Source organism: Streptomyces sp. NPDC093598, assembly GCF_044764825.1.
Taxonomy (GTDB): Bacteria; Actinomycetota; Actinomycetes; order Streptomycetales; family Streptomycetaceae; genus Streptomyces.
Window position 1 is genome coordinate 49,202 of sequence record NZ_JBIWIV010000015.1, and the last position, 25,405, is coordinate 74,606.

A 25,405-nucleotide genomic window follows, 5' to 3' on the forward strand; every position below is an offset into this window, starting at 1 on the left:
GAGACCGGGCGGGGAAAAACGTTCTACGCCCGGTCACGTTATACTTGCGGCGCCCATGAAGGTCACCGTCGTGCCTGGTCGCACGGCTGCAACAGCGAGGGGGGTGGACGCCGTTCCGGCACGCCCCGCCCGCATCCAGGACGTCGCGGCCGCCGCCGGCGTCTCGGTGTCCACGGTGTCGAACGTGCTCAACCGGCCCGAGCGGGTCAACGCCCGGACCGCCGAGCGCGTCCGTGTCGCGGTCGCCGCGCTCGACTACGTCCCCCACCCGGGCGCCGCGGGCCTGCGCACCGGCCACTCCTCAGCGATCGGGCTGGTGCTGCCCGACGTGACCAACTCCTTCTACGCGCGCATCGCGAGGGGCGCCGCCGACGCGGCCTACGACCACGGCTACTCCCTCGTCCTGTGCCACAGCGGGGACGCCCCGGAACGGGAGCAGGGCTACTTCAGCATGCTCGTCGAGCAGCGGGCCGTCGGAGTCGTGGTCGTGCCGCTCAGCGCCGACCCGGGCCGGCTGGCCCGGCTGCGGGAGAGGGGCATCCCGCTCGTCCTGGCCGACCGCGCGATGCCCGACCGGGAGGGGTGTTCGGCCTCCGTCGACGACATCGCCGGCGGCCGCATCGCCGTACGGCACCTTCTCGACAGCGGGGCCCGCGACCTTCTCGTCGTCAACGGCGAGCGCGGCATACGCCAGTGCGCCGACCGCTACCAGGGTGCCCGGCAGGCCGTACGCAGTCGGCGCGAGGCCCGGCTCGGCCAGGTCGTCGCCGAGCGGATGACCGTCGCGTACGGCACGGAGATCGCCCGCGGGCTGAAGGACCTGCCCGACGGCGTGTTCTGCACCAACGACTTCCTCGCCGCGGGCCTGTGCCGCGGGCTCACCGAACGGGGCGTGCGCATCCCCGAGGACGTGCAGGTCGTCGGATACGGCGACCTCGACGTCGCGACCTTCGGGGCGACGACCCTGACGACGGTCCGGCAGCCGGTCGAGGACCTCGGCCGGGCGGCCGTGGAGATGCTGCTCGACGAGATCGAGGCCCGCGCGGACCACCTCCACGAGACCCGCGTCTTCGCCCCCGGCCTCGTCCGACGCGACTCCACCCGGCGGTCCTCCGACGACTAGCCTTCGGCCGGAATCCGCAGCGTCACCGGCCCGAACAACCCTGACGACAACTGGGAGGCGAAGGCCCATGCGGTGGGTGTCGCCTCCGCGAGATACGGCGCCAGTGTGCCCCGTACCGTCACCTCCAACCGGACGGTCCGCCCGGCGGCACCGCGCAACGGGAAGCGGTAGGGCGCGCAGAACGCCTCACCGGCGAACTCCCCGTCCACCGACACCTCCACACTGCCCCGCACCCGCCCGAGATCCAGCACCGGATCGGGCCCGGGCGGCACCTCCAGCGCACGCGCGTACGTCACGCCACCGCTCCAACCGCCCAGCCCCTGCTCACGCCAGTCGCCCAGCGGCAACGGCGCCGGCACCGTCCGTACCCGTACCGGCCCACGCCAGGCGGAGCCGCCCCGGAGGACGGCCGTGGGCTCGGTGACCACCTCGACCTCGGTGGGTGCCGTGAGCGGTGCACGGAGCGTCAGCTGATCACCCGCCGGGGCCAGTTCCTCTCCGCCTCCGACCCGTACGTGCGCGTGCAGCGCCAACGGAAGTTCCAGCGACACCGTTCCCGGCGGAACCGTGAACCGGAAGCGCTGCGGCGTCGCGTGGACGTCATCGGTGGAACGCGACGGCCACACGGCACCGCCGAGCACCGGACGGCCGTTGAGCCACGCGGTGTCCGGCAGCGGGTGCGGCCGTACGGCGGCGTGGACGTGCTGCAACTCGCCCCGCCTGCGCTCGTCCTCGACGGTCCGGCCCCGCCACGCGCCCGTCCCGGCCTCCCAGCCGGCGCCACTGACCACGGCCGTCACCCCGGACCCCGACCGCACCACCAGGTCGACGAACACCGCGTCCCGGACATCCGCGCTGTCGGCCACGACCTCCAGCGTGTGTTCGCCCGCCCCGACTTCCGGCTCGTGGCGGAAGAACATGGGCACGGCGCCCCAGTCCGCCTCGTAGTACTCGACCTTCTCCTGCCGTGCCACCACGTCCCCGTCGAGCAGCACGGTCACCGCCGAGGCGGCACCCACGACGAGCACCGCCCGCGCAGCGCCGGCCGGGACCCGGAGCCGTGCGCGGTAGGCGACCCGGCCGTCGGGCCGGACCCCGTCGGGCGGGCGCATGAACCGCGGGCGCGGCCCGAGCCCACCCGGCTCGGACACACAGAAGAAGCTGCCGAGCGGTGTGCCCGCATCGGCCGAGATCGTCGAGGGCCGGTCCTGGGCGTCCGACAGTTCGTACTCGAGCACATTGCGGTCGCGGGCCACGATGACCCGGGCGGAGGCCACATGGCCGTCACCGTCCGGGCCCAGCGGCTCCCCGTTCCACCACACCCGCTTGACCGCCTCCGCGCCGACGTGCAGCTCGGCGGGCCCCCGACGGCCGGTCTCGACGATCGCCCGGACCCGGGCGGCCGTTCCGCGCACCGGCACGGGAACGCGCACGAACTCCTCGTTCACCAGCCCCTTGACGCCCAGCAACCCGCCCTGGTCCGGGATGCCACGGCTCGACGAGTACACCCCGACGTCCCAGTCCGAGTCCGGCGGCACGAGGGGCAGTTCACCGGCCAGGACCCGCTCCACGCTCACCGGGTCCAACGGCTCGGGAGCCCGATCGAGCGGCACCGGGGGCAGGACCCGGACCCGGTTGCCGTAGGTGACCCGGGTCCGCTCCCAGGCCGCACCGTCGCTCCACTCCATGCTCCAGATCTGCGGCTCGGCCACGGACGCTCCCGGGGGCATGGCCAGATCGCCCCAGGTGTTGTCCATCGTGGGGATCAGCCGGCCGTGCCAGCCGGTCGAGAGGTCGAGCACCTGGACCGCCGTCCCGGCCACGGGAGGCGTCGGCTCCGGACGGCCCTCACGCCAGACGACCAGGGCCGCGGGCGCGCCGCCCAGCGCCACCTCGATGGCCGAGCGGGCACCGCCGTCGCAGACGGTGACCCGGGCAGGGCTGCGCGAGCCGGTCGCCGGATTCCAGACCTCGGCCTCCGCGACACAGGCCCGGACGGTGATGGATGAGGTGCGGGCGGGCTCGGGGGCGGAGCCGGGCGGCCGCAGCGGATGCGCGCCGATCTCCGGGAAAGCGGCCGTGACCAGGGCCACCGCCTCGTTCCCCTTCCGCCGGACGAGCAGCGGGACATCGCCCGTCGCATGCCCGGCCGCGCCGGCCACCGCCGCGGCGCCGGCCTCGGGGTCGCCCACCCGCTCCAGCCGGGGATGGGCCAGCAGGGCCGCCACGACCGCGTCGTCACCGGCCCGGCCCGCGGCCGTCGCGGGCGGACGGCCCACGACCACGACCCGCCCTCCCACGTCGAGCAGTTCGGCCAGCCGGCGCGCCGTCTCCTCCTCCAGCACGCTCGTCGAGGGCAGCAGCACCGCGCGGTACGCCAGGTCCCTGATCCGCAGGGTGCCGCCGGTGGCCTCGGCGCGCTGCACCGAGTCGTCGTCGACGACGTCGAAGGAGATCCCGCGCCGGTCCAGGGCACCGGCATGCGGCCCGAGCCAGTTGTTCGTGCCGCACAGGTCCAGGTAGTGCCGCTGCGTCTCGTCGGCGTGGGCGTGGCCGTGACCCAGCCGGCCGTCGCCGAAGTGCCGGACTGGCGCGTCCAGCGGGACGAGGGCCTGCATGGTGGCGGTGGGGTGCAGCACCGCCACATCGGCCGCGTAGCCGCCCCACGACATGATCGAGCAGATCCGGGCCACGGCCCGGGAGAACGCCGGATACTGCTTCCAGTAGGGCTGGCGCCAGTCGGTGGACGGCGGAGCCCACTCGAACCAGCCGCCCGCCGTGCCGAAGTAACTGGCATGCGGGTTGTAGAGGTTGGCCCCGCTGCGCAGGAACGGCAGCAGCCAGTCGTAGGTGTCCTCCAGCGTGCCGCCCCAGCCGGAGGAGTGGAACGCCTCGATCCAGACGCGCTCGTGACCGTAGAGGTGGGCCATGGAGGAGTGCACCTTGGCGTCGCCGTGGTGGTCGCTGCCGGCGGCGCCGTACCAGCGGTGGGTGCGGAAGTAGTCGGTGTAGATCTGCGTCGACTGGGCCGGATAGCCCGCGCGGGCGGGGTGGCTCTGGTCGCTGCCCAGCAGCAGGCCGCGCTCGCGGTGCCAGGCTGCGAGCGGCCGGAACAGGGCCTCCTCGGTCAGCTCCGCGCGGACCGCGTAGTAGTCGGCGCGGATCTTCCCGTCCGCGCGGATCTTGCCGTCAGGCACACCGCCGTTCGTGCCGAACAGGGCCGGCAGGTGGTCGAGCAGGTCGTAGCCGCGCCGGGCGCGGAACTCGTCGGCGAAACGGTGGCTCCAGGCGTTGGTGCCGGGCAGTTCGTCCTGGAAGCTGCCCGCGATGACGGTGCCGAGGTACTCCGGCACACGGCGGTCGTACTCGTGGTGGACCGTGTCCATCAGCAGGTCCACGGCGTGCGGGTGCAGGTAGTCGAACGCCGTCGGGACTGCGGCGACGAGTCGCACCGTGCTGCCGTCGGGGGCCGCGATCCGCCCGTCCACTAAGAGGTCGAACCGCCGGCCCTGCCGCGAGTACGCGGCCAGTGGCGTCTCGGCCTCCCTCAGGGCGACCCGGCCCCGGGAGACGTTCACGGCACGGCAGCGCAGCGCGAGTCCGGCCGCCTCGGGATGACGCCGTGTCACACCGCCCTGCACATTGGCCCCGGAGAACCCGATCTGGTCGTAGAACCACAGTCGTGTGCCCAGCTCCGCCGCGACCTCGCAGGCGTCGGTGAAGCGTGCCCACCACTCCTCGCCGAACCAGGCCGGATCGTCGGCCCGGGCCCCGAACGTCGGGCCGGCCGGGGCCAGGTTGATGACGACCAGGTTGTGCACCCCGCCCTCCGCGAACGCCCGCAGCTGCCAGGCGAGTCGCTCGCGGGTGACCTTGGCGCCCGACCACCACCACAGGGGAGTCGGGCCGAAGTCGCGGGGCGGGTTCTCGAAGAGCTGCCGGAGCGCGGGGGAGAGCACGGACGTGGTCCTTCCCCTAAAAACGTTTTGGGTCGTCCACACCGTAGGGGAGCTGGAGCTGCCACGCCATATCCCGGTACACGGCCGAGGGAACCGACGTCATGTCACCCGCGCCTGCACGAGACCTTGTTGCAACGTTTTTCTCGCCCTATATTCGCTGCGACCAGGCCCCCGGAACCGCGATGTCACCAGACGACGGAGTCGCATCATGGCCGGTACCCGCCCCATCCCCACACCGCTCTGGAAGGCCGCCGCCCTGTCGGGCATGGCCTCCTACCTCGACGCCGGGCTGATCGTGAGCATCTCCGTCAGCCTGGCCATCTACCGCGACGGTTATGACATGGGGGTGTGGATGGCCGGGGCGATCAGCGCGATCGTCACCGGCTGCATCGCCGTCGGCTCCCTCGTCGGCGGACGGCTCGCCGACCTCTTCGGGCGCCGCCGCGTCTACAACTGGGACATCTTCTGCTTCGCGATCGGCGCCCTCGTCATCACGCTCGCGCCGGACGACATCACCCTGCTGGTCGGCGTCCTCCTGGCCGGGCTCGCCGCCGGCGCCGACCTGCCGACGTCCCTGGCCGTGGTCTCGGACGCGGCACCCTCCTGGGCCCGGGGCAGACTCGTGGCGTTCACGCAGGTCATGTGGATGCTGGGCATCGCCGTCGCCATCTTCCTCGGCTTCGCCCTGTCCACCACGGGCATGACCGGGGCCCGCCTCATCACCGGGCAGCTGGCCGTCGCCGCGCTCGTCACCTGGGCCCTGCGGTCCCGGCTGAAACTGCCCGACGACCTGCCCGACGAGCTGTCGGGGACGGACCCGGAGACCCATGCGGAAGACCCTGCTCTGAAGAACGTGTGGACGCGCGCCGCCCTGCTGCCGATGGCCGCGACGTTCGTCTTCTACGTGACCTGGGGCCTCGGGGCCAACACCTTCGGCCAGTTCGGCACCTATCTGCTCGTCACCGTCAGCGACGCCTCGCAGAGCCTGGCCACCGGGATCAACCTGGCCTTCATCCCGATCGGCGTGCTGCTGACCTTCGCCTTCGTACGGGTCGCCGACAGTCCCTGGCGCGACCGGCTGTTCCACGTGGCCGCGGTGGTGCAGATCCTCGCCTTCGTCATCGCGTCCCTGACTGCGGGCGCACTCGCCGGCATGCTCGTCTTCTTCGTGCTCTACCAGCTCTCCCACCCCTTCGCCGGGGAGGCCAACTACAAGGTGTGGTCGCAGCTCACGCTGCCCGCGGACACCCGCGGCACCACCCAGGGCCTCACCTACGCCCTGTCCCGGGGCGTCTTCGCGGTCGCCGCGTTCTTCACCCCGGCCCTCGCCGACCACAGCCCGTCCGTCCTGCTCTGGACGATCACCGCCTGCATGACCGCGGCGGCGTTCGCGGGCGTGTTCATCGTCCGCGTCCTGGTCCCGCGTTCCGCGAGCGCCGTGCGGGACGGAGCGGACCTGCGCGTCCCCAGCCCCTCGCCCGCCGGCCTTTCCGACAAGGAGCACTGACCATGGCAACGACCGCGGACCGCACGTCCGAACGGACGGCCGCCCTGCGCGACCTGCTGCCGCCGGTCACCCGGCGCCGCACCCGGATCGGGCTGGTCGCCGGCGGACTCGGCACCTACTGGCCGCAGTTCCCCGGCCTCCTCCCGCAACTGAAGGAGTCGGCCGCCCAGGTCGCCGACCGTTTCCGGGAGATGGACGCGGAGGTGACCGACGCCGGGTTCGTCTCCGACGCCCAGGAAGGCGCGCGTGCCGCCGAGGAGCTGCGGCGGGCCGACTGCGATCTGATCGTGCTGTTCCTGACGACCTACCTCACCTCGTCGATGGTGTTGCCGATCGCGCAGCGCTCGCACACACCCGTGCTGGTCATCGACCTCCAGCCGTCCGAGAGGATGGACCACGCCGCCTTCGACACCGGGGCCTGGCTGGCCTACTGCGGGCAGTGCCCCGTCCCGGAGGTCGGCAACGTCTTCCGGCGGGCGGGCATCCCCTTCCGGTCGGTGTCGGGCTGGCTGCGCCAGGAGTCCGCCTGGCGGCGTATCGAGCAGTGGATCCGGGCCGCGCACATCCGCGCCGCGCTCCGGCACGCCCGGCACGGCCTCATGGGGCACGTGTATCCCGGCATGCTCGACGTGCAGACCGATCCGACACTGCTGGCCACGACGTTCGGCTCGCACGTGGAGGTGCTGGAGTTCGACGACCTGAGGCACCGCGTGGAGCGCGTGACCGAGGCGGAGACCCGGGAGCGGATGGCGCTCGCCCGGCAGATCTTCACCCTCGACGAGAGCGTGGTGGAGGAGGACTTCGCCTGGGGCGCGACCGTGTCCGTCGCCCTGGACCGGCTGGTGGCGGACTTCGAGCTCGACAGCCTCGCCTACTACCACCGCGGCCTCGACGGTGAACTGCACGAGCGGCTCGGCGCCGGCATGATCCTCGGCGCCTCACTGCTCACCGCCCGGGGCGTCCCCGCGGCCGGCGAGTACGAACTGCGCACGTCCGTCGCCCAGCTCGCCTCCCAGAGCGTCGGCGCCGGAGGCTCCTTCACCGAGATCCAGGCCCTCGACTTCGAGGACGGCGTGGTGGAGATGGGCCACGACGGCCCCGCCCACCTCGCGGTCGGCGCCCGCGACCCGCTGCTGCGCGGCCTCGGCGTCTACCACGGCAAACGCGGCTGGGGCGTGAGCGTCGAGTTCGACGTCCGGCACGGGCCCGTCACCCTGCTCGGCCTCGGCCAGGACGCCGACGGCAGCCTGTCGTTCGTCACCTCCGAGGGCACCGTCGTACCGGGACCGCTGCTGGAGATCGGCAACACCACCAGCCGCGTCGACTTCGGCCGCGACCCGGGTGAGTGGGTCGACGCCTGGAGCGCCACGGGCGTCGGCCATCACTGGTCCCTCGCGGTCGGACGCCACGCGGCCGACTTCAGGGCGGCCGCGAGCCTGCTGGGCATCGACCACCGGCAGGTGTGACACACCCCGGGCCTGGTCATCGTCGAGGACGCCCACGACTTCGAGATGCTCTCCGCGCTCGGACTGGTGCTGTTGCTGTTCTACCTGGGCCTGGAGTTCCACCTGGACGAGCTCAGGAGCGGCGGCCGGCGCCTGCTGACGGCGGGTGGCATCTACCTGCTGCTCAGTGTCGGCGCTGGGCTGGGATTCGGCTTCGCCCTGGGGTGGGGCGTCCGGGAGGCGCTGGTCCTCGCCGGTGTCCTCGGGATCTCCTCGTCCGCCATCGTCACCAAGATCCTCATCGACCTGGGCCGCATCGGCCGCCCGGAGACACGCCTCATCCTGGGCGTCATCGTGGTCGAGGACATCTTCCTCGCGCTGTACCTGGCCGCCCTCCAGCCGGTCATCGGCGGCGCCCACGGCGTCGGCGACATGGTCCTCCAGGGTGCCAAGGCCTTCGGCTTGCTGCTGTTGCTGGCCGCCGCGGCCCGCTACGGCACGAAGCTGGTCGGGCGGCTCGTCGCGACCCGCGACGATGAACTGCTCGTCATCGGCTTCCTCGGCGCGGCCGTCCTCGTGGCGGGAGTCGCCGAGGTCCTCGGGGTCGCCGACGCCATCGGCGCGTTCATGGTCGGCCTGATCCTGGCCGGTACCCCCTCCGGCCCGCGCATCCGGGACCTGGTGCACCCGCTGCGCGACGCCTTCGCGGCCATCTCCTTCTTCGCCTTCGGGCTCTCCGTCCACCCCGGCGACATCGTGTCCGTCGTCGGACCGGCCGCCGCGGCGGCCACCTTCGTCGCCCGCGGGGAGTTCGCGCTGATCCTGGCCGCCATGGCCGCCGGCGCCGGGCTCGACGCCCGGCTCGCCCCGTTCATAGCCGGGTACGTCCTCGTCCTCGCGGTCCTCGGACCCATCGCCGCCGGACGCGCGCACCTGCCCGCCCGCGTGCTCCGGGCCGGCCAGGGCCACCTGCCCCGCCCCCCGGCCCCGGCGCACGACACCGAGCCCGACGGCACACCGTCCGCTCCCGGGCACGCCCAGCGTTCGATCAGCCCCACACGGACGGCGTAGCGGGTCGGTTCCGGACGGTCCTCGCGGCCGAGCTTCCGGAGCAGGTCGGGCGCGGTGCCGCTCCACGTCCTCGACATCGCCCGGTGCGCCCGATCCCCGGCAGCAGAGCGGTCACGACGAGCGCGATGGGCGTTCAGCGGGAGAGTCCGCCGGAACGCGGGCACCGCGCACTGCCTCCTCGACACACCCGGCCGCGCCGCCATCCGTGACAGCACCCATTCCCGGACCGAACACCCCCTCGCGGCCGGGCGTTCGTACAGCACGGCCACCGGGAAGGATGAGGGTGGGGCCCGATGGTGGAAGCAGCTGGAGGGGGGAGACGCTGAAGCCCAGGTGAGACAGTCGCGGCCGGCCGCACCGCCGCACCGCCGCACCGCCGCACCGCCGGCCCGTCTCCCTCCGCACCGTCACAGGGCCCGACACCCCACGACGTGTCATGGCCTCGGCCGTGCCCTGTCTCGAAGCGCTCGGGTTCCGGGAAGGAGAAGCCGTGCCCCAGTCCGAGGACCAGCGTCTGGTCGATCTCGAAGCACGACTCGAGCGGGAGGACCCCCGGTTCACCCGGGCCCTGAGAACCGGTCGCCCGGCCCGGCTCCGGGAGTACCGCCGGACCGGAGCCTGGTGGGGGCTGGCACTCGGCGTGGCCGTGCTGGGATCCGGCATCGCCCTGGCCCATGGGCTGCTGATCGCGGGTGGGCTGGTCCTGGTCGGCATGGCGGCCCAGCTCGCCGATCCGGACCCGGCCCGTATGACGCACCGGGGGTTCGGGCGACGCTGACACGGGCGGAACCGCCGGGCCCCTCCGCCGACGGCCGGACACGCGCGGTGTGCCGCCGTCAGGGTGTCGTCGTAACCCATGTGACCGCCCTGGATGGTGGGACGGCCCGGCATGACTGACGGTGGTGCACGTCGAGGCCGGGTCTCGTGAGCTGGCGAGGCGTCAGCTGCCCGGCCCGCGACGGAAGGATTCACCGATGCGCTCTGCCCGCATGCTGCTCGCGACGGCCACCGCCACGGCCGCCCTCGCGATCACCGCACCCGCCGCCTATGCCGTGGCGATGGGTGACCAGGACCACGACTCCACTTCCTACAGCAAGGAGCACCACAAGGACGACAACCACCACGCGCCGCGTGGCGGCGTGCACGCGGGTGGCGGAGCGCTGGCCGCCGTGACCGCGGACGAGGACTGGGACAGCTCCAGGCACGACAAGGACGCCCACGGCGACAAGCGCGACGACGAGGGCAAGCACGAGGACCACGGCAAGGAGAACGGGCACGACAAGGGCTCCTGGGAGGGCAAGCACGACAAGCCGCACGGTGGGATGCACACCGGTGGCGGAGCGCTGGCCGCCGTGACCACGAACGACGACTGGGACAACTCCAGGCACGACAAGGACGCCCACGGCGACAAGCGTGACGACGAGGGCAAGCACGAGGACCACGGCAAGGAGAACGGGCACGACAAGGGCTCCTGGGAGGGCAAGCACGACAAGCCGCACGGTGGGATGCACACCGGTGGCGGAGCGCTGGCCGCCGTGACCGCGAACGACGACTGGGACAACTCCAAGCACGACCCGGACACGTACCGGGACGGCGAGCGCGGCGAGGACGGCTGGGGCGACAAGCACGAAGAGGACGCCTACGGCGACAAGGACTGGGGCGACAAGCACGAGAAGGGTTCCTGGGAGGGCAAGCACGACAAGCACGACAAGCCGCGCGGCGGGATGCACACCGGTGGCGGCGGTCTCGCCTCCGCGCCGGGCGTGACGGCCGGCGGTCTCGCGGCGCTGGCGGTGGCCGGCACGGGCCTGTACGCGCTGCGACGCCAGAAGGCCTCGCGGGGCACCGTCTGACCGATGCCCGACCTCATAGCAGCCGTGGCCGCCGCACGTGCCCCTCACGTCGCGGCGGCCCGGCTCGTCCTCCCACGTGCCGTGCCCGCTGCCGTGCCCGAACGAGGTGGTCCCTGATGGCAGACAGTCCCCCCGCTCCTCCCGTCCCCGGTCCCGACCCCGCCCCCGCCCCCGCCCCTGAACCGTCCAAGCGGCGATTGCGCAGCGTCGTGACGGTGCTCTGGGTGGCTGCCGCCCTCGCCCTGACCGTGAGCCTGGTCGGCGGCCGTGGCGAGTCGTCCGACGCCGCCGGCCCGCCGCACGCACCGCCGGCCGTGACCGCCTCGGCCGTACCCGACCTGCCCGACACGCCGACCACGTCCGCGGCGCCGCACCGGTCCGCCGCGTCCGAGGCCGGTCCGCACCTGCCGCCGTCCCGGCCGGTCCGCCTGCTCATCCCCAAGATCTCGGTCGACGCGCCCTTCACCGACCTCGCCATCGGCCCCTCGGGCCAACTGGAGCCCCCGCCGCCGAACGACACCAACCTCGTCGGCTGGTACGCCAAGGGGCACACGCCCGGAGAGGCGGGTACCGCGATCATCGCCGGCCACGTGGACACCAGGACCTCCCCGGCCGTGTTCGCGGGCCTCAGCGAGCTGAGGAAGGGCGACCGGTTCCAGGTGGTGCGGGCCGACGGCGGCAAGGCGACCTTCGTCGTCGACGCCACGGAGTCCTTCGACAAGGACGCCTTCCCCAGCGACCGCGTCTACGGCGACACAGCGGACGCCCAGGTCCGGCTCATCACCTGCTCGGGTGCCTACGACCGTGAGGCCCGGGACTACACCGAGAACCTGGTCGTCTTCGCCCACCTCGTCTGACTTCCGGGGCACCGGCCTGACTTGGTGTTTTACAGTGACTCTCACCAGTTCAGGCGACTGTGGGACCTGTGAGGGATTCGCGAACCATGACGACCGAAACGTTTGAGTTCCAGGTAGAGGCACGTCAGCTGCTCCAGCTGATGATCCACTCGGTCTACTCGAACAAGGATGTCTTCCTGCGGGAGCTCGTCTCCAACGCCTCCGACGCGCTCGACAAGCTGCGTCTGGAGAAGCTGCGGGACGACTCGCTCGACGCCGACGTGTCGGACCTGCACATCGAGCTCGACGTCGACAAGGAGGCCCGCACGCTCACGGTGCGGGACAACGGCATCGGCATGTCGTACGACGAGGTCGGGCGGCTCATCGGCACCATCGCCAACTCGGGAACGGCCACGTTCCTGAAGGAGCTGAAGGAGGCCGAGGACGCGGCCGGGGCCGACGGGCTCATCGGCCAGTTCGGTGTCGGCTTCTACTCCGGCTTCATGGCGGCGGACGAGGTGACGCTGGTGACCCGCCGCGCCGGCGAGAGCCAGGGGACCCGCTGGACGTCGCGCGGTGAGGCCACGTACACGCTGGAGAGGGTCGACGACGCGCCGCAGGGCACGTCCGTCACGCTCCACCTGAAGCCCGCCGACCCCGAGAACCAGCTGCACGACTACACCTCCGAGTGGACCATCCGGGAGATCGTCAAGCGCTACTCGGACTTCATCACCTGGCCCATCCGGATGGTCCCGGAGGCGAAGGACGGGGAGGACGCGCCCGAGCCCGAGACGCTGAACTCCATGAAGGCCCTGTGGGCACGCTCGCGCGACGAGGTGTCCGACGACGAGTACCACGAGCTGTACAAGCACATCAGCCACGACTGGCGCGAGCCGCTGGAGACGATCCGGCTCCAGGCCGAGGGCACCTTCGAGTACCAGGCCCTGCTCTTCGTCCCCTCGCACGCCCCGCACGACCTGTTCACGCGGGACTTCAAGCGCGGTGTCCAGCTGTATGTCAAGCGCGTCTTCATCATGGACGACTGCGAGGCGCTGCTGCCGCCGTACCTCCGCTTCGTCAAGGGCGTCGTCGACGCGCAGGACCTCTCGCTCAACGTCTCCCGCGAGATCCTCCAGCAGGACCGGCACATCCGGATGATGCAGCGCCGGCTGACCAAGAAGGTGCTGTCCACGGTCAAGGAGCTCATGACCCGCGACGCCGAGCGCTACGCCACGTTCTGGCGCGAGTTCGGCACCGCGCTGAAGGAGGGCCTGGTCACCGACCCCGAGAACCGCGACGCCCTCCTCGCCGTCTCCTCGTTCGCGACCACGCACTCCGACGACGAGCCGGCCACCCTCGCGCAGTACGTGGAGCGGATGAAGGACGGCCAGGACGACATCTACTACATCACCGGCGAGTCCCGGCAGAGCATCGAGAACTCCCCGCACATGGAGGCGTTCCGGGACAAGGGCATCGAGGTCCTGCTCCTCACCGACGCCGTCGACGAGGTGTGGGTCGACGCCGTGGGCGCGTACGAGGGCAGGAAGCTGCGGTCCGTCGCCAAGGGTGAGATCGACCTCGACGCCGAGGGTGCGGAGAAGGCCGGCGAGGAGCGGGAGAAGCAGGCCGAGGAGTACGCCGGGCTGCTGGGCTGGATGCGGGAGCGGCTGGACGAGGACATCAAGGAGGTGCGCCTCTCGACGCGGCTCACCGTCTCCCCGGCCTGCATCGTCTCCGACGCCCACGATCTGACCCCGGCCCTGGAGAACATGTACCGGGCGATGGGCCAGGAGGTGCCGCGCACCAAGCGGATCCTGGAGCTCAACCCCGGCCACCCGCTGGTGAAGGGCCTGCACCAGGCGTACCGGGCGAGCGAGGACCGCACGGAGCTCGCCGAGTCCGCCGAGTTGCTGCACACCCTGGCGGTGCTCGCCGAGGGCGGCCAGCCCAAGGACCCGGCGCGCTTCGTCAGGCTCGTGGCGGACCGCCTGGAGCGCACGCTGTAGTCACGGCGACGGGTCAGGGGTGGTCCGGGGCGCTCGCCGCCCGGGCGCCGGTCCCGGGTGTGCCGGTGCCCGGCGGGACGATCTCGCCCTGGACCACCCGCGGCGCGGGCGCCGTCCCGGCCTCCTCGTCCTTCGCCGCGCGCGCCTCGGCCTTGAGGATGCGGGCCGCCTTGCCGGCCGAGCGGGTCAGCTCGGGGAGTTTCTTCACCCCGATGACGGCTATGACGACGATGAGAATGATCGCGAGCTCGCTCAGTCCGAACATGGTGTCCTGTCCTCTCTCGCCCGGGCCGGGCACGGCGTGAGCGTATCGGGCGCGGAGCACGGCGTGATCGCCGTCCCGGGATGCGGCACCAGGTGCCGGCGCAGGTGCGGCAGCATCCCGCGGTCGAGCAGTTCCTGCCGCCGGACCAGGCGGGCGTGCTCCACCTGGTCGGCGGCCGGGAGCGCGCCGCGCCGGCGCAGGGCCGTGTGCAGTACGGCGGCCAGGGTGACGAGGCCGGTCACGGCCGCCACGAGCGCCAGGGTCCAGCCGGCCGCGACGAGCGACCCGGGCAGCGGGCCGAGGGCGTCGGCGGCGTGCAGCAGACCGCCGATCAGGAGCAGCGCCGCCGCGGACGTGCCCGCCACGAGCGGCGTGAGCACCGCGAGGGCCGGCAGCAGACTGCCCGACCCGAGCAGACCCCGTGCTTCGTGCCGGGCGGCCCTGCGCACGGCGAGACAGGAGCGGTACGGCTCGCCGGCCGCCGCCGCGATGTCGTCGGCGTGGGCGAGCGCGTGGGCGCGCAGGTGTGCTGCGGCCTCGCCGGTCGGGTCGGCGTCCAGGGCGCCGCGGATGTCCGCGGTGCCCTCGCCTGGTGCAGTACGGCTTCGAAGTCCGCGCGGTCCTCGGGGCGCAGGCGGAGCGGTTCGGCCACATGGTCTCCCGGTCGGTTGCCGATGCGCCGCCGGGCCCGGCCACACGCGGGCGGGCCCGGCGGCGCGGTCGGTCCCTGTCAGACGCTGACGCCGAAGTCGGAGGCGATCCCGGCCAGACCCGAGGCGTATCCCTGGCCGACGGCACGGAACTTCCACTCCGAGCCGTGCCGGTAGAGCTCGCCGAAGACCATCGCGGTCTCGGTGGATGCGTCCTCGGACAGGTCGTAGCGGGCGATCTCCTGACCGCCGGCCTGGTTCACGACCCGGATGAAGGCGTTGCGGACCTGCCCGAAGCTCTGGCCGCGGTTCTCGGCGTCGTGGATGGACACCGGGAACACGATCTTGTCGATCTCGGCCGGGACGGCGGCGAGGTTCACCTTGACGGACTCGTCGTCGCCCTCGCCCTCACCGGTGAGGTTGTCGCCGGTGTGCTCGACCGAACCGTCCGGGCTCTTGAGGTTGTTGTAGAAGACGAAGTGCTGGTCCGAGGGGACTTTGCCGGAGGCGTCGAGGAGCAGGGCGGAGGCGTCGAGGTCGTAGTCGGTGCCGGTGGTGGTGCGCACGTCCCAGCCCAGGCCGACGAGGACGGCGGTGAGACCGGGTGCCTCCTTGCTGAGCGAGACGTTGCCGCCCTTGGACAGGGAAACTCCCACGAGGTACTCCTTCTTGAGCGCTTGACGGGTGTGGTGTGGATGCCACTCTGAAATCTACAGCAATGTAGAAGTGGACGGGACCCGGACCGGCGGATCTATACGATGTCCGTACGGGCAACGCAGGGCGGCGAAAGGGAGGCAGGGCGGTGACGGACCCCGGGCAGCGTCCCCGGCGGGGACAGGGCGAGCTGGAGGCGCTGGTGCTGTCGGCGCTGCGGGAGGCGGACGGCCCGGCCACGGCCGGCTGGGTGCAGGAACGCCTCGGCGGTGACCTCGCGTACACGACGGTGATCACGATCCTGACCCGCCTGTTGGGCAAGGGGGCGGTCACCCGGGAGCGGGTGGGCCGGTCCTTCGCCTGGACACCCGCCTCCGACCAGGCGGGCCTGGCCGCCCGCAAGATGCGCAAGGTGCTGGACGCCGAGAGCGACCGGGGGGCCGTGCTGGCCAGCTTCGTCACCGGTCTCGGCCCGGACGAGGAGCAGTTGCTGCGTGACCTGCTGGATCAGGCCCAGGACGAAGGGGAAGACTGACGCCTCATGGGGGTCTTCGTCTTTCTGCCGCTGATCCTGCCGCTCACGACCTGGCCGGTCGCACGCCTCGCCGAACAGCATCTGCACCCGCGCACCGCGACCCGGCTGCTGACGGTGCTCGCCGTGGTGCTGGCGCTGTGCAGCACGGTGTGCCTGGCGCTGGTGATGGTGGTCGGCACCGCCCAACTGCCCGGCAATCCGCTGCCCGACGGCTGGTCCGACCCCGAGGTGCGGGCGGCGCTCCCGTACGACGAGGTCGTGGGCAAGGCCGCGATTCCCGCACTGTGTGCGGTGGTTGTCGCCTGTGTGCGGACGGTGCGGCGGCACGGACGGGTGCGCCGCCGGGCGCATCTCGCACTGGCCGGGCTGCGGGAGACCGAGGTGGCGGTGCTGCCCGACGCCGTGCCCTACGCGTACGCGCTGCCGCCCGCGGGGCGATGGGGCGGCGGTACGTCGCGTGTCGGCCCGGGGCGCGGACGCGTCGTGGTGACCACGGCGCTGCTGGACCGGCTCCGGCCGGCCGAGCGCCGGGCCCTGTTCGCCCACGAGCGGGCGCACCTCGCCGCACGGCACGACCGGTACCTGCTCGCCGTGCAGCTCGCGGCCCGGGCCAATCCGTTCCTGCGGCCGCTGCGTACCGCCGTGGCGTACACGGCGGAGCGGTGGGCGGACGAGGAGGCGGCCCGCGTGATCGGCAGCCGCCGCACGGTGGCGCGGGCGATCGGCACGGCCGCGCTCGTCTCGCGGGGCACCCCGCTGCCCACGCTCGCGGGCCTCGCCGCTCCGGGGCCGGTACCGCGCCGGGTGGCGGCGCTGCTCGGCCCGGCCCCGGCCGGGCACGACTGGCCGCCGGCGTTCACGTCGGTGGGACTGGCGGCATGGGGCGCGGCAGCGGGGACGGCCGTCTCGGCGATGTCGTCCGCGAACTCGGCCGTGACGATGGTCCTCATCCTGCACGCGGCGACGCCCCTCTGAGGGGGGCCGGGCGGGCTGCGAACGCCCGGTGTCAGCCCTCGTCTTCCTCGTCGCCCTCGAAGAAGTCCCCGACCTCGTCGACGACTTCGCCCGCGACCATGCCGCCGACGACCCCGGCTGCCAGTCCGGCCGCGCCCGCGGCGACGGCCGTACCCATGCCGGGGCCCGAGCGGTGGCCGTCGTGATGCCGGTCCTCGTGCCCCTGGCCGCCCGGGCCGAAGGGGGCGGGGGAGCCGTGGCCGGCGGGCGAGCCGTACGACGCCCGGTGCTCGGCCATGTGCCGCATCCAGCCGTCGACGATCGCGGGCCAGTCCTGCTGCTCGGCCCCTTCGTGGGAGACGGTGAACCGCATCAGCGCGTCGTGGCCCGACGACAGGAAACCGCCCCGCCTGTCCGCCTCCAGGACGACCTCCATGCCGCCCGGGTTCGCCAGGAACGTCAGCTCGACCTCGGTGAACTGCTGCGCGTACCGCGGAGAGGGGAGGAGTTCGATCTCCTGGTAGAAGGGCAGCCGCTGGCCCGACCCGCCGATGCGCCCGTATTCGAGGTCGGCCGACCTGAAGCCGAACCCGAGCCCGCCGAAGGCCTCGAGTACGGCCTCCTGCACGGGCAGCGGCGTGACGTTGAGCTGGTCCAGGTCGCCCTTGTCCCTCGCGCCCGCCACCGACAGCTCGGTGCGCACCCCGAGGACCACGCCCAGGCTCTGCCCGCGCAGTTCGGTGACCGGCGTCTCCCACGGCACGATGACGCTGAACGGCACGCTGCGCCGCTCGCCCTCCGCGAGCCGGAAGCCGCCGCCGACGGTGAAGCGGTCGAAGGCCACGACGCCCTGGCTCTCACCGCCCTCGTGCTCCGCCTCGACCCGGGCCACCAGCTCCAGGGTGATGTGCTCGATCTCGAAGTCGGCCTTGCCGCCCACGAGATGGACCTGTCCGGTGAGCGTGCCGCCGGGGCGGACGGAAGCGGGATCGAGAACCGTGTCGACCGTGGGACCGCCGACACCGAGCGCGCCGAGCAGTCGCTTGAACACCATGGTGGCGTCCACTCCTTCATGTGGGGGTACTTACATCTACAAACGTGTAGAAGTATAAGGGGTCGACACGACGGTGCCGCAGCCCGCCTCTCGGCGGACTGCGGCACCGGTACCCGCTGACGGAGGTCAGCAGTCGCGTATGGGGTTGGTCTCGCTGTAGATCGCGGTGTCCTTCATCCAGCCGAGCTGCCCGTTGTCGGCCACCGTCAGCACCCAGCGGGTGGGGTGCGGGCCGCCGACCCAGGCCTGGTTGTCGAGCTTGCAGTAGAACCAGCTCGGGTTGGAGTGCATGTAGCCCACCACCGTGGTGGGGTCGGGGTAGCGGCGGTTGTTGCCGACGGAGCCGTAGACCGCCGCGCCGGACACGTTGTGGCACCAGGTGCGGATGCCGTCCCCGTACGCCCAGCAGTTGTCGGCGGCGGAGGCGCTGGGCGCCATCGCGACCCCCAGGCCGCCGGCCAGAACCGTCGCCGCCAGAACCGAACCCAGCTTCGTACGCATGGAACTCCCCGTGGTCGTGGCCCGAACCGGGCCGTCGTCATGGCCGCCCGGACGTGCGGCGGCCATGGCAACAGACGGTGGGCGAGGGGACTTCGGTTGCGGAGGAGCACACCTCGATCCTCCGCAACCGTCCCGCGTCACCGCACGCTCAGCCCACGACCCGGCCGAGTTCGATCCGGTCGATGTCCGGCGCCCAGGCGGTGGCGTTGGACAACGTCACCTTGTTCGCGCCCTTCGCCAGATCGACCGGGACGCCGACCGTCCAGTAGTCGTCCTGGCTCCAGGTGTTCTTGAAGGTGACCTTCTGCGGCGCCGCGCTCCCTACCGTGATGTCCGCCGTACGGGACATGATGTCCGTGTTGTAGGCGTGGCCGTTGTCCCGGCGGTCGTTGTGGGCGTAGTGGACGACCAGCACATAGCGGCCGGACCGGGGTGCGTTCACCGTGAACTCGGCGGTGCTGGAGGGGCTGTTGCCCAGCCGGCCGATGTACGAGCCGGCGGACGCGTGCGGCGAGTCGACGAGACTCGCGCCACCCGCGAGCGCGGCCGAGGCGCCCTCGTAGGAGAGGGTGCCCGAGGTCGAGCCGTCACCGGAGACGTCCAGGGAGCGGACGGCGGCGTGGCCCGACGTCGTCGCGACGCGGTTGTTGCCCGCGACGAGGTAGAGCCGCAGCGGGCGGCCGGGCGCCGCCGTGACCGTCTCGCCGTGCAGGGCGAGCTTCACCGCCGCCGAGGTCCGCGGGGTCACCGTGTAGTAGCCGTCGCGCGGGGCGTAGACGTCGAAGACGGCCTTGTCGCCCGAGCGCAGGACCAGGGCGCCGGTGCCCACACCGGCCGAGGACGAGTAGTCGTACGACGGCTCGCCGCTGATGTCCGCCAGGGTGGCCTCGTACGAAGCCGAGGCAGCGCCGGTGCGGGCCGTCAGGTCGATCCGGTCGAGCGTGACCTCGGCGTCGCCCTTGGACAGCACCAACTGGTGTGTGCCCGCTTTCAGCCGGACGCCGACGACGTCCTTCTTGGCGCGGTAGGTCCAGTTCTCGGTGGACGGGTAGGTGACCGTCACCGGGTCGGCGCCGTCGACGATCAGCTTCTGTGTGGCGGGCCCGCCGGACTGGTTGCCGTACAGGATCGCCAGGTCGTAGGAGCCGTCCTTCGGCACGTTCACCGTGAAGGCGACCTTGCTGCCGGCCTGGTTGAGGGAGCCGACGTCCTTGGTGCCGGAGGCCGCGTAGCCGTTGGCGTTCTGCACGGTGCCCTGGGTGTAGACCTTGCCGTCGGTGAGGGCGGCGTCCTCGGCCTCGTACGACGCCGACCACGGGACGGAGGCGGCGGCCGGGGTGCCCGAGCCGCCGGGGGTGAGGACGATCCGGTACGCCGACATCTTGTGCAGGCCACGCAGCGGGACGGTCACCGAACCGTCGTCCGCGACCTTCACCTTGGTGCGCGCCAGGACGCGCGGGGCCGCGTGCTGCCCCTCGTATCCGGACCAGGCGGCCTCGGCGACGGTCGCGGTGACCGTACGGCCGAACACGGAGCGGGGGACGTTCTTCACGACCACGTCCGAGTCGCCGTCCGAGCCGCCGAGCAGCACCTGGGCCTGGCGGCGGGAGGTGTCCAGCGAGGCGAGACCCTGGAGGGTGTCGATGGTGTTCGGCTGCGGCGCCGTCACCTTCACGGTGTTCCCGGTCAGGCCCGCGTACCAGCGGAACAGCCACCAGCCGCCGTTGGGGATGTTGGAGCGCACCACGTGGCCGCTGAGATTGCCGGCGGCGTCCCAGTACGCCATGTTGGCGTACACCTTGTTGCGCTCGAACATCGACACCCACTGCACGAGCTGCCCCGGCACGGACAGGTCGCGGCGGTTGGCGTACTCGTCGATGTTGATCTTCAGCGGCGCGATGCCCGCCTCACGCTCCAGCTTGCGGTAGTCGTCGTAGTGCGCCTGGAAGTCGCGCAGGGAGCCGGAGCCGAGTTCGTGCCAGGTCATCACCTGGGGCACGACGTTCTCCCGCTTGGTGAAGGCGAGGAAGTCCTTCAACAGGCGCGTGTGATAGGCGGCTTCGTTGGGACCGGCGATCCGCGCGTCCGGGTCGATCGCACGGATCCGCTGGTACACCGTCTTCCAGTCCTTGAAGAACCGGTCGCGGTTCTTCTCGTACTGCGCCTGGTCCTGGACGTCGAGCTCGTACCAGATCTGGTCGGGCTCGTTGAACGGGATGTAGACGAAGCGGTCGCTGTTCGGGTCGGCCGACACCTCCTTGACGATCTTGTCGACCTTGGGGAGGTAGTCGTCGATGCCGAGGTCCTCGTACGGCCACTTGGCGTAGATGTCCTGCATCATCACGTTGATCTCGCCGCCGCCGCTGCGGAAGAACGACTTGGAGACTGTGAGCGCGTCGCCGTTGGGGTGCTGGGCGCCGCCCTCCGGCTTCTGCGAGATGCTGGTGATCTTCAGGGGCTCCATCACGGCGTCGCTGGGCACCCCGTCGTCGCTGAGCCCGTAGAGGGAGCCGTTGGCGCCGAGCATCACCGGGCCCTCGGAGGCGTCGAGGTCGACGGTGAGGCGTTGCGGGTCGGCTGCGGCTGCCGCGGGACCGGCCGCGGGGAGGGTGGCTGCCATGGCGGCTGCTCCAAGTAGTGCTGCGAACAGGGCGGTTCTGGTACGGGATCTCGTGCGGGTGGGGGTGATCACTGTTGGACCTCCAGTCACTTGACGGCTCCACTGGTGATTCCGGACACGATCTTTCGCTGGCCGACGAGGAACACGGCGACCATGGGCAGGCTCATCACCACGACGTACGCGAAGACGAGATGCCAGTTCTCGAGGTAGAGCTGGGCGCTGGCGACCTGGTAGAGGTTGAGCGGCAGGGTGGCCCGGTCTCCGCCGCCGAGGACGAAGAACGCGTAGAAGACATCGCTCCAGGCGTAGAGCATCACCATGATCGTCGCCGTGGCGATGACCGGCCGGAGCAGGGGCAGGACGATCCGCCAGAAGATCCGGGACGGCGTCGCCCCGTCCATCCGGGCGGCTTCCTCCAGTTCCACAGGGATGGCGCGGATGAAGCCGGTCATGAAGAAGATCGACGTCGACAGGTACATGCCGGTGTAGACGGCGATCATGCCGGGCCGGGAGTTGGCCAGCCCCAGCTGCCGCAGCTCCATGACGATGGTGATGACGGCGGGCGGCAGCAGCAGCCCGCTGATGCACAGCGCGTACGCCGCCGACACCAGCTTCGACTTCCGGCGCGCGAAGACCCAGGCGGCGCCCGCGCCCAGGAGCAGCACCAGGACCACCGAAGGCACCACGACCAGCAGGGAGTTGAGCAAGCCGCGCAGCATCTCGCCCTCGCCGACGGCGTCCGCGTAGTTGCCGGCGGGCTGCCAGTGCCGGGGCAGGTCCAGGTTGGGGGTGATCGCCTCCGCCTGCGGCTTGGCCGAGGTGACGGCGACCAGCCACAGCGGCACGCCCACGGCCAGCCCGGCCAGCAGCATGACCAGCGCGGGGCGGCCGTAGCGCCACACCGGGTTCATAGCATCTGCTCCCTTCGCCGGAGCCCCACGACCAGCGGAACCGCCACGGCGACCACGACCAGGAAGAGGACGAGGCTCATCGCGGAGGCCTGGGCGTACAGGCCCTGTCCGAAGATCCGGAACATGTAGATGTTGAAGACCTCGGTGGAGGCCGCCGGCCCGCCGCCGGTCGTGGCCTGGACGATGTCGAAGGTGTTCATCGAGCCGATCAGCGCCGTGGTGACGTTGAAGGTGACGGCTGGTGCGAGCATCGGCCAGCGCACCGACCAGAACGTCCGCCACGGCCCGGCTCCGTCGATCCGGGCGGCTTCCAGCATGTCGCCGGGAATGCCCTTCAGCCCCGCCAGATAGATCAGCATGGCCAGGCCCATCCACTTCCAGCCGTGGATGAGAGTGACGATCACCAGCGTCCAGGTCGTCGAGCCCAGCCACGGGATGTCCGTGCCCAGCACGGAGTTGACGGCTCCGTCCTGATCGAGGAGCGCCTGGAAGACGTATCCGGTCGCCAGGGCCGAGATCAGCACCGGCAGGAAGAAGACGGCCCGGAAGAACCGGTTGAAGCGGCTGTCGTCCTCCAGCAGCAGCGCCAGCACCAGCCCGAAACCGTTCTGGAACACCGCCGCCAGCAACGCGTACACCAGCGTCGTGCGGATCGCGCGCAGCAGCGAGCCGTCGTCGGCGATGGTCCGGAAGTTGTCCAGGCCCGTGAAGGCGATGTCCGCGTGGTACGACGACCAGTCGGTGAACGGGTAGTAGAAGTTGAGCAGGTTCGGGACCAGGAAGAAGCCCGCGAAGACGGCGATCGCCGGAAGCGCGAACCACCAGGGGTGGTGCACGGCGGCGCGCGGAAGCCGTCCCACGCCCTTGGGTGTGCCTGGTGCGGATGACTGCTTGCCGGTACGTACGATCGTGTCCGCCATCGTCAGAAACCGGGTGCGCCCTGGGCCTTGGCCACCTGTGCGAACTGGTCCTGGATCGCCTGCGCGACCTGCTGCGGGCTCTTCTTGCCGAAGATCATGTCGGCCAGGTAGAGGTGCGTGTCGGGCGCGACGATGGCCTTGGCCTGGAACACGCCGATGGCCTTGGGCAGGGCCGCGACCTGGGCCTTGGACGTCTCGGGCAGCCCGTCGGGCGTGGGGACGGACGGCTGCACGGACGGGATCTTCATCGCCTTGATGTAGTCCGGGTAGTCCGGCCCGAGCCAGAAGGCGAGGAACTGCCGGGCCGCGTTCTGCCGCTTCTCGTCACCGGTCTTGAAGGCCACCACCCCGTTGGTCTGGTCGGGGGAGTACAGGCCGGTCGCGGAGGAGTTGGCGACCGGGAACCAGCCGATCCTCTTGTCGATCTCGGCGGTGGAGTACTTGGCCTGCAACTGGCTTTGGAAGGAGGTGACGTTGAGGACCATGCCGGCCTCGCCCTTCCACAGGGCGTCGGCCTGCCCGGTGAACGTGCCCGTGCGGTAGTTCTTCTGAGCGAGCCCGGCGCCGAGCAGCTTGTCCTTGTACTTCTTGATCGCGCCGACCACGACCGGGTCGGTCCACTTCTTCTTGCCGGCGTTCAGGTCCGCCCACCACTGCCGGTCGAGGTCGGTGAGCTGGATCTGCATCTGCCACTGGAGCGGCCACTTGTCGCCGCCGGCCTCGTAGAAGGCGGCCGCGTCGGTCTTGTCGGCGACCTTGTGGCCGAGCGCCAGCAGCTCGTCGTAGGACTGGGGGAAGTCCTTCTCGGCGATGCCCGCCTGCCTGAAGACGTCCTTGTTGTAGTAGACGCCGAGCATGGCGGGGCTGGTGACGATCGCCGCGTAGCGCTTGCCGTCGATGACGCCGAGGGACTTCTCCGTGTCCCCGAGCTCGGAGACCCAGGGCTCGCCGTCGAGGGTGAGCAGGTTCTTCTGCGGCTGGACGAACGGCAGTGTGGAGATGGAAGGCTGCCAGAACATCAAGTCCGGGCGGTCGCCGGACGCCAGCTTCGTCGGCACGTTCTGCTCGTAGAGGTCCGGGATCGCCTGGGTGTCGACTTCGGCGCCGGTGGCCTTCTCGAAGGCGTCGATGACCTGCTTCGGCGCGTTGACCGTGTTCTGCGCGGTCCACATGGTCAGCTTCACGCCGTCCAGCCGCGCGGTCGGGTTCACCGCCGTCTGCTCGGCGTCGTCCGAACCGGAGTCCCCGGCGGTGGGATCACTGCACGCGGTGGCGGCCAGTCCGGCGGCACATATCAGCGCCAGGGCGGGGAGAACTCTTCTGTGCATCTCGTGCCTTTCCGAGCAGGCGGTTCGGTTCAGGAGGCGGTGCTCACAACTGCGGTGCTCTCACGGGCTGTTCAGTCGTCGGCGGGCGGGGGCCCGGAGCTCTCCCGCACCACCAGTTCCGGCACGGACACGGGGTGCGGGGCGACCGGGGCGGACTCCTCCAGCGCGCCGTGCAGCAGGGCGAACGCGGCCCGGCCGAGGCCGGTGAAATCCAGGCGTACGGTCGTCAGGGCCGGGGTGAGGAAGGCGGAGTGCGGGGCGTCGTCGAACCCGGCCACGCTGACCTCGCCCGGCACGGACCGGCCGGACTCGTGCAGGGCGCGGAGCACACCGAGCGCGAGGTCGTCGTTGCCGCACAGGATCGCGGTGACCGACGGGTCCCGCGCCAGCTTCAGCCCGGCCGCGTGACCGCCCGCCGGTCCCCAACTGCTCTGCGCCGGGCGGGGTTCGGGTGCGCCCGCCTCCTTCAGCGCCTGCCGCCAGCCGTTGGTGCGGGCGCTGGTGCGGCGGGTGCATGACGGGATGGCGACGTAGTGCACGGTCTCGTGGCCGAGCGAGAGCAGATGGCGGGTCGCCTGGTAGGCGGCCTCCCGGTCGTCGGTCCACACCCAGGGGCTGTCGCCGCCCGGCGGGCTCGCCGGGGTCTCGACCACGCCCACCACGGGCAGCCCGTCGGGAACGGCTCCCAGCGCCCGCACACCGGCCGGATCGTAGGCGATCACGACGATCCCGCCGCCCGCGTCCGCCGCGCGCTGCACCTCGGCGGCGACGGCCGCGTCCTCGGCGGATTCCAGGACGCCGATCCCCACGGCGTAGGACGCGGCGCGGGCGGACTCCTCGATGCCCTGGAGGATCGAGGCGTAGCCGTAGTGCGTGGTGTTCGCGGTGAGCACGGTCACGGTGCGGGTGCGCCCGCTGGCCAGGGCGAGGGCGGTGGCGTTGCGCCGGAAACCCAGCTCCTCGATGGCCGCCAGCACCCGCTCCCGGGTGGACGGCCGGACACTGGGATGGCCGTTGATCACCCGCGAGACCGTCTGGTACGAGACCCCGGCGGCCGTGGCGACGTCCCTGATGCTCGCAGGGCGCCTTGTGTGACCGGTCACATTCATGCGAGGATTGTGACCGGTCACACATGGGTCGTCAAGAGACCGTAACGAGGGATTCACGCGGACCTCCGCTCCCCGGCAACGGGGCGGGGCCAGGAGGGGGAGCA

20 protein-coding genes and 1 pseudogene are annotated in these 25,405 nt (G+C 71.6%); 10 read left to right on the forward strand and 11 right to left on the reverse strand.

Translation table 11 applies throughout. The features are described 5' to 3' along the window. Window positions 1–103 precede the first annotated feature (103 nt). Window positions 104–1,123 carry a LacI family DNA-binding transcriptional regulator gene (locus ACIRDU_RS31265; protein ID WP_403585693.1) on the forward strand — a complete coding sequence of 340 codons (1,020 nt, stop codon included), beginning with the start codon at window positions 104–106 and terminating at the stop codon, window positions 1,121–1,123. Here the strand turns inward: ACIRDU_RS31265 and ACIRDU_RS31270 are convergent. Further along, complete coding sequence (locus ACIRDU_RS31270; RefSeq protein WP_403585696.1) at window positions 1,120–5,082, reverse strand: glycosyl hydrolase; 3,963 nt, start codon at window positions 5,080–5,082, stop codon at window positions 1,120–1,122. The two genes, ACIRDU_RS31265 and ACIRDU_RS31270, sit on opposite strands and share 4 nt — an antisense overlap. Before the next feature lie 208 nt (window positions 5,083–5,290). Here ACIRDU_RS31270 and ACIRDU_RS31275 point away from each other — a divergent pair, with 208 nt between their 5' ends. From ACIRDU_RS31275 to htpG, 7 genes and pseudogenes are all read left to right on the forward strand, one after another. Continuing rightward, window positions 5,291–6,589 carry an MFS transporter gene (locus ACIRDU_RS31275; RefSeq protein ID WP_403585699.1) on the forward strand — a complete coding sequence of 433 codons (1,299 nt, stop codon included), beginning with the start codon at window positions 5,291–5,293 and terminating at the stop codon, window positions 6,587–6,589. A 2-nt stretch (window positions 6,590–6,591) separates the two neighbouring features. Next, window positions 6,592–8,055, forward strand: a complete 1,464-nt coding sequence (locus ACIRDU_RS31280) for an arabinose isomerase (protein WP_403585702.1) — start codon at window positions 6,592–6,594, stop codon at window positions 8,053–8,055. Next, window positions 8,056–9,105, forward strand: a pseudogene (locus tag ACIRDU_RS31285) (cation:proton antiporter); the annotation flags it as partial. It lies immediately after the preceding gene. 490 nt (window positions 9,106–9,595) lie between these two features. Further along, entirely contained in the window at window positions 9,596–9,883 is a 288-nt protein-coding gene (locus tag ACIRDU_RS31290) for a DUF3040 domain-containing protein (RefSeq protein WP_403585704.1), read from the forward strand. A 196-nt stretch (window positions 9,884–10,079) separates the two neighbouring features. Continuing rightward, window positions 10,080–10,958, forward strand: a complete 879-nt coding sequence (locus ACIRDU_RS31295; protein ID WP_403585706.1) for a hypothetical protein — start codon at window positions 10,080–10,082, stop codon at window positions 10,956–10,958. 116 nt (window positions 10,959–11,074) lie between these two features. Then, a complete protein-coding gene (locus ACIRDU_RS31300; protein WP_403585708.1) occupies window positions 11,075–11,815 on the forward strand; it encodes a class F sortase in 741 nt (246 codons plus the stop codon). Window positions 11,816–11,901: 86 nt separating this feature from the next. Further along, on the forward strand, window positions 11,902–13,800 hold the full coding sequence (gene htpG, locus ACIRDU_RS31305; protein WP_403585710.1) for a molecular chaperone HtpG: 1,899 nt from the start codon (window positions 11,902–11,904) through the stop codon (window positions 13,798–13,800). Window positions 13,801–13,813: 13 nt separating this feature from the next. On the opposite strand, the gene ACIRDU_RS31310 is transcribed toward htpG, so the two are convergent. From ACIRDU_RS31310 to ACIRDU_RS31320, 3 genes are all read right to left on the reverse strand, one after another. Further along, window positions 13,814–14,065, reverse strand: a complete 252-nt coding sequence (locus ACIRDU_RS31310) for a twin-arginine translocase TatA/TatE family subunit (protein ID WP_403585711.1) — start codon at window positions 14,063–14,065, stop codon at window positions 13,814–13,816. After that, on the reverse strand, window positions 14,053–14,514 hold the full coding sequence (locus ACIRDU_RS31315) for a hypothetical protein (RefSeq protein WP_403585713.1): 462 nt from the start codon (window positions 14,512–14,514) through the stop codon (window positions 14,053–14,055). Before ACIRDU_RS31315 ends, ACIRDU_RS31310 begins: the two co-directional genes overlap by 13 nt. 281 nt (window positions 14,515–14,795) lie before the next feature. Further along, the gene (locus tag ACIRDU_RS31320) at window positions 14,796–15,371 is read right to left on the reverse strand and encodes a TerD family protein (protein WP_403585716.1); all 576 of its coding nucleotides are present in this window, start codon (window positions 15,369–15,371) and stop codon (window positions 14,796–14,798) included. A 146-nt stretch (window positions 15,372–15,517) separates the two neighbouring features. Between ACIRDU_RS31320 and ACIRDU_RS31325 the strand changes: the two genes are divergently transcribed. After that, window positions 15,518–15,904 (forward strand): BlaI/MecI/CopY family transcriptional regulator, encoded by a 387-nt coding sequence (locus tag ACIRDU_RS31325; protein ID WP_403585718.1) that lies wholly within the window; start codon window positions 15,518–15,520, stop codon window positions 15,902–15,904. A 6-nt stretch (window positions 15,905–15,910) separates the two neighbouring features. Continuing rightward, on the forward strand, window positions 15,911–16,879 hold the full coding sequence (locus tag ACIRDU_RS31330) for a M56 family metallopeptidase (protein WP_403585720.1): 969 nt from the start codon (window positions 15,911–15,913) through the stop codon (window positions 16,877–16,879). Window positions 16,880–16,910: 31 nt separating this feature from the next. Here ACIRDU_RS31330 and ACIRDU_RS31335 read toward each other — a convergent pair whose 3' ends face one another. The 7 genes from ACIRDU_RS31335 to ACIRDU_RS31365 all read right to left on the reverse strand — a co-directional run bounded on the left by ACIRDU_RS31335 (window position 16,911) and on the right by ACIRDU_RS31365 (window position 25,301). Further along, window positions 16,911–17,912, reverse strand: a complete 1,002-nt coding sequence (locus ACIRDU_RS31335; RefSeq protein ID WP_403585721.1) for a sporulation protein — start codon at window positions 17,910–17,912, stop codon at window positions 16,911–16,913. A 126-nt stretch (window positions 17,913–18,038) separates the two neighbouring features. Further along, window positions 18,039–18,413, reverse strand: coding sequence for a hypothetical protein (locus ACIRDU_RS31340; RefSeq protein ID WP_403585723.1), 375 nt, complete (start codon window positions 18,411–18,413; stop codon window positions 18,039–18,041). Between the two features lie 148 nt (window positions 18,414–18,561). Then, window positions 18,562–21,033, reverse strand: coding sequence for a CBM35 domain-containing protein (locus ACIRDU_RS31345; protein ID WP_403585725.1), 2,472 nt, complete (start codon window positions 21,031–21,033; stop codon window positions 18,562–18,564). Window positions 21,034–21,119: 86 nt separating this feature from the next. Further along, the gene (locus tag ACIRDU_RS31350; RefSeq protein ID WP_403585727.1) at window positions 21,120–21,944 is read right to left on the reverse strand and encodes a carbohydrate ABC transporter permease; all 825 of its coding nucleotides are present in this window, start codon (window positions 21,942–21,944) and stop codon (window positions 21,120–21,122) included. Then, window positions 21,941–22,864, reverse strand: coding sequence for a carbohydrate ABC transporter permease (locus ACIRDU_RS31355; RefSeq protein WP_403585730.1), 924 nt, complete (start codon window positions 22,862–22,864; stop codon window positions 21,941–21,943). Before ACIRDU_RS31355 ends, ACIRDU_RS31350 begins: the two co-directional genes overlap by 4 nt. Before the next feature lie 2 nt (window positions 22,865–22,866). Next, the gene (locus tag ACIRDU_RS31360; protein WP_403585733.1) at window positions 22,867–24,192 is read right to left on the reverse strand and encodes an ABC transporter substrate-binding protein; all 1,326 of its coding nucleotides are present in this window, start codon (window positions 24,190–24,192) and stop codon (window positions 22,867–22,869) included. A 71-nt stretch (window positions 24,193–24,263) separates the two neighbouring features. After that, complete coding sequence (locus ACIRDU_RS31365) at window positions 24,264–25,301, reverse strand: LacI family DNA-binding transcriptional regulator (RefSeq protein ID WP_403585736.1); 1,038 nt, start codon at window positions 25,299–25,301, stop codon at window positions 24,264–24,266. Window positions 25,302–25,405: the final 104 nt, after the last annotated feature.

Coding starts and splice junctions, on each gene's coding strand:
- ACIRDU_RS31275 (WP_403585699.1), top strand. CDS start 5,291: ATGGCCGGTACCCGCCCCATCCCCACACCGCTCTGGAAGGCCGCCGCC.
- ACIRDU_RS31280 (WP_403585702.1), top strand. CDS start 6,592: ATGGCAACGACCGCGGACCGCACGTCCGAACGGACGGCCGCCCTGCGC.
- ACIRDU_RS31295 (WP_403585706.1), top strand. CDS start 10,080: ATGCGCTCTGCCCGCATGCTGCTCGCGACGGCCACCGCCACGGCCGCC.
- ACIRDU_RS31300 (WP_403585708.1), top strand. CDS start 11,075: ATGGCAGACAGTCCCCCCGCTCCTCCCGTCCCCGGTCCCGACCCCGCC.
- htpG (WP_403585710.1), top strand. CDS start 11,902: ATGACGACCGAAACGTTTGAGTTCCAGGTAGAGGCACGTCAGCTGCTC.
- ACIRDU_RS31310 (WP_403585711.1), bottom strand. CDS start 14,065: ATGTTCGGACTGAGCGAGCTCGCGATCATTCTCATCGTCGTCATAGCC.
- ACIRDU_RS31330 (WP_403585720.1), top strand. CDS start 15,911: ATGGGGGTCTTCGTCTTTCTGCCGCTGATCCTGCCGCTCACGACCTGG.
- ACIRDU_RS31335 (WP_403585721.1), bottom strand. CDS start 17,912: ATGGTGTTCAAGCGACTGCTCGGCGCGCTCGGTGTCGGCGGTCCCACG.
- ACIRDU_RS31340 (WP_403585723.1), bottom strand. CDS start 18,413: ATGCGTACGAAGCTGGGTTCGGTTCTGGCGGCGACGGTTCTGGCCGGC.
- ACIRDU_RS31345 (WP_403585725.1), bottom strand. CDS start 21,033: ATGGCAGCCACCCTCCCCGCGGCCGGTCCCGCGGCAGCCGCAGCCGAC.
- ACIRDU_RS31350 (WP_403585727.1), bottom strand. CDS start 21,944: ATGAACCCGGTGTGGCGCTACGGCCGCCCCGCGCTGGTCATGCTGCTG.
- ACIRDU_RS31355 (WP_403585730.1), bottom strand. CDS start 22,864: ATGGCGGACACGATCGTACGTACCGGCAAGCAGTCATCCGCACCAGGC.
- ACIRDU_RS31360 (WP_403585733.1), bottom strand. CDS start 24,192: ATGCACAGAAGAGTTCTCCCCGCCCTGGCGCTGATATGTGCCGCCGGA.
- ACIRDU_RS31365 (WP_403585736.1), bottom strand. CDS start 25,301: ATGAATGTGACCGGTCACACAAGGCGCCCTGCGAGCATCAGGGACGTC.